A 3,177-nucleotide genomic window follows, 5' to 3' on the forward strand; every position below is an offset into this window, starting at 1 on the left:
AAAGAAAGGATTTTTGGGATATTTCGGAACTTTTAGATCATTATTCGTTGGATTATATGATTAGCTGCAACAGAAAAAAGTATCCTCAGCAAATGATTTTGATTTCTATTCCCTCGGCTTTAACCTATTTTCTGGATGCCGAGGAAAGCGAGGATGCGGTAAGCTTGAAAGGACAATCCTGGGAAAGTGTAAAGGAACACATACAGCTTAAGGTTAGAGAATACTTGAGCTAGCTATTTGGCAATGGACCCGACCACGCTGAGTATATTGAGGTGGTATTGGTATTTCTGATTTATAAATAAGCCCAATAATCATAATTCATATAAAAAGGCAATCTGTACGCACAGATTGCCTTTTGCTTTTTGGCCCATTACGTTTGTGTTGCCGGTCCGCTAAAACCGGCAGCAGTTAACAGAATTTTTGAATCATTTAAACACAAAGATTATGGGATACCTAAAAAATGGACCATTTTCTGGATTTACTGGCCGGACCGGATCACTGGTGGGCTATCGAAAGTTTGGGAAATGGGTGATGGCGGCTGTAAGGGCTACAGCTAGCCGTGAGCCGTCACTTTTACAGACCTACAACATCATCAGGTTTACGATGATGGTCGAATGGCTGGGCTGGGCGTCTGATTTTATCGAGATCGGATATCAGAATTATGCCAGTGAGATGTCGCCGATGAATGCGGCGGTGAAGTACAACCTGGATAAAGCGGTGGCAGGCACAGCACCTGCTTACGCGATAGATTATCCGAAGGTATTGCTGAGCCGGGGCAGGCTGGCACCCGCCAACCAATTGGTCATGGCCACTACGGTAGATGCGCAGCTGGATTTTTCATGGCCGGCAAACATCGGCACCTGGAAAGGGGCAACGACTGATGATGCGGCTTTTATTGTCTACAATCCGTCAAAACAGTTGTTTGTCATGTCGATAGGTGCGGTGACCAGAGCGACGCTTTCGTTTGATATGGAATTGCCAGCTGAGTTTTCAGGCGATAACGTACATGTATATATGGCTTTTGTAAGTGAAGATGGGAAGCGTGTGAGTACATCTGTATATGTTGGCGCGACAGTGGTCATGTAATCAATTATGGGGTTGGTGTAGCGGCGCCAGCCTCATTTCTTTTCCGTTCCCGTACCACCTCTTTTCAGGTAGGATGGAAATTCTGCAGCACCGGAACCATATTCATACCGCAGGTCATTCTTACCCCCTGCATCGGGAAATAACGGAATGTACATCCCGCCGGTACTGCCCATGATCTCAAACAACTGCTTGTTCATCTGTTTCACTATTGCGAGATGTTCCGTACTGCGGACCAGGTTGTTGAGTTCCAGTGAATCTTCCTGCAAATCATACAACTCATCCGTGTCCCAGATGCCGTTGTAATGTATGTATTTGTACCTGTCTCCCCTCAGTGCGTGCATGGTCGGTGTTTGCGGAAAATTACGCTCCCAATAGTATTCATACAGCAGGCCTGTGCGCCAGTTTTCCGGTTTCTTACCTTCCAGCAACGAGAAGAAACTCATGCCGTCCATATATGAAGGTGCTTTTAAGCCAGCTGCCTCCAGGAAAGTAGGGGCGATGTCGATATTTGCCACCACTTCTTTGATTACGGTTCCAGGTTTAATAAGTTCCGGACAATAGGCCAGCATAGGGACACGCATGGAGGCCTCATAGGCTACCCGTTTGTCGATCAGGCCGTGCTCACCGAACTGGAAGCCATTATCTCCCATGTAAACAATCAGTGTTGATTCCAGCAAACCTTGTTCCTGCAAATAAGCCATAACCTTTCCTATAGACTGGTCCACACTGTGCAGAGTTTCCGCATAGCGCTTGTAATATTCACCAATATCGAGGCTGCTGTGGTACGGGAACTCTACGCCATGCCAGGAGTTGCGCTGGTTTTTTAGCCACATGGGTGCATCCTTGTGCAGGCTTGCTTCCATATTTGCCGGGGGCACAAACTTGTATTTTTCAGCCATGCCCTTGTCACGCTCTGCCGGCATAAATTCAGCATGTACGCCCTTATGAGACAGGTAAAGCATAAAAGGCTTTTCCTTTTTACGGGATTTTAAAAAGTCAAGTGCATAGTCTGTCAGTTCATCGGTGATGTATCCCTTTTGAGGAACATGCTTACCATTGACATTTAAGCCGTTTGGATTTGGCAGATAAGTGCCCTGACCTTTAAACGAAACCCAGTAGTTGAAGCCGCGCTGCGGATCATCATGTTCCCCACCCATATGCCATTTTCCGATCATCGCTGTCTGGTAGCCGGCTTGCTGCAGGTACTGCGGATAAAATACGATCTCTTTGGAAACCGGGTTGTTGTTATCCACCACTTTATGCTTGTGCGCATACAAGCCCGTTAATATAGAAGCCCTTGAAGGGGAGCAGAGTGAGGTGGTCACAAATGCATTTTGCAAATAAGCACCTTCCTTTGCCAGGCGGTCCATATTGGGCGTCCTGATAAATTCCTGGGCTTTTAGAAAGCCCATTGCATCAAAACGATGGTCATCGGCGAGAATGAAGACAATGTTTCTAGGTTTGCCTTTGCCCGTTTTTATGAGCTTTAAGGCACCTTGTTTTTGACTTACTTCCGCAAACTGGGCTCTAAGAGAAGAGACGCAGCAGAGCAGCAGGAGCAGCAGTGTAGGGATGTGTTTATGTGCCATGATTTAAAGCTACTAAATAAACTGATCTCTATATAAGTCTGGTTTAAATTCGCTGCGGACAGCTGGCACGGTGACCTCAAGGCACGTCTTCAATTGCCCTTTCTAAACCCATCGAAGGCCCGGGGGGTCATGCAAGGGTTGTGCAGCCCCCCAGATGAGGTCATGAAGAGGTTGAGAAGAATGATCATCACAGTTCTCCGATTCTAATTGCAGTCAGGCGGACGAATAAGGGTATGACGGGAGGTGGATAGAAATAAACTTTCAATAAGTTTTGAAAGTTTAATAATTTGTATTTATATTTGATCATGAATTAGCGAAGCATTTCTTCATTAATTCACTGGTTATGAAAACGCTAAAAAATCACCTGATCCTGTTTGACGAAGAATGCCCGATGTGCCGCATGTATACCAGTGCATTTGTCAGTACAGGTCTTTTGGAGAAAGGAGGGAGGGCCGCTTATCAGGAACTTCCTGTTCAGGCCTGCCCCATGGTAGACCGGCAG

General features: G+C 46.3%; 2 protein-coding genes and 1 pseudogene. 2 read left to right on the forward strand and 1 reads right to left on the reverse strand.

What is annotated here, in order from left to right:
• Both VK541_RS19530 and VK541_RS19535 read left to right on the forward strand, forming a co-directional pair.
• Positions 1-233 (forward strand): annotated as a pseudogene (locus tag VK541_RS19530) (hypothetical protein); the annotation flags it as partial.
• 211 nt (positions 234-444) lie between these two features.
• Positions 445-1,086: a DUF6266 family protein gene (locus VK541_RS19535; protein ID WP_324372105.1), complete on the forward strand. Its 642-nt coding sequence runs from the start codon at positions 445-447 to the stop codon at positions 1,084-1,086.
• A gap of 32 nt (positions 1,087-1,118) precedes the next feature.
• Here the strand turns inward: VK541_RS19535 and VK541_RS19540 are convergent, their stop codons facing one another.
• Positions 1,119-2,675, reverse strand: a complete 1,557-nt coding sequence (locus tag VK541_RS19540) for a sulfatase (protein ID WP_324372106.1) — start codon at positions 2,673-2,675, stop codon at positions 1,119-1,121.
• Between the last annotated feature and the right edge of the window lie 502 nt (positions 2,676-3,177).

Source organism: Pedobacter sp. (genome assembly GCF_035317785.1).
In the GTDB taxonomy this organism is placed as follows: Bacteria; Bacteroidota; Bacteroidia; order Sphingobacteriales; family Sphingobacteriaceae; genus Pedobacter.

What these genes read in the sequence shown, in the direction of transcription:
- VK541_RS19535 (WP_324372105.1), top strand. Translation starts at nt 445, where the DNA reads ATGGGATACCTAAAAAATGGACCATTTTCTGGATTTACTGGCCGGACC.
- VK541_RS19540 (WP_324372106.1), bottom strand. Translation starts at nt 2,675, where the DNA reads ATGGCACATAAACACATCCCTACACTGCTGCTCCTGCTGCTCTGCTGC.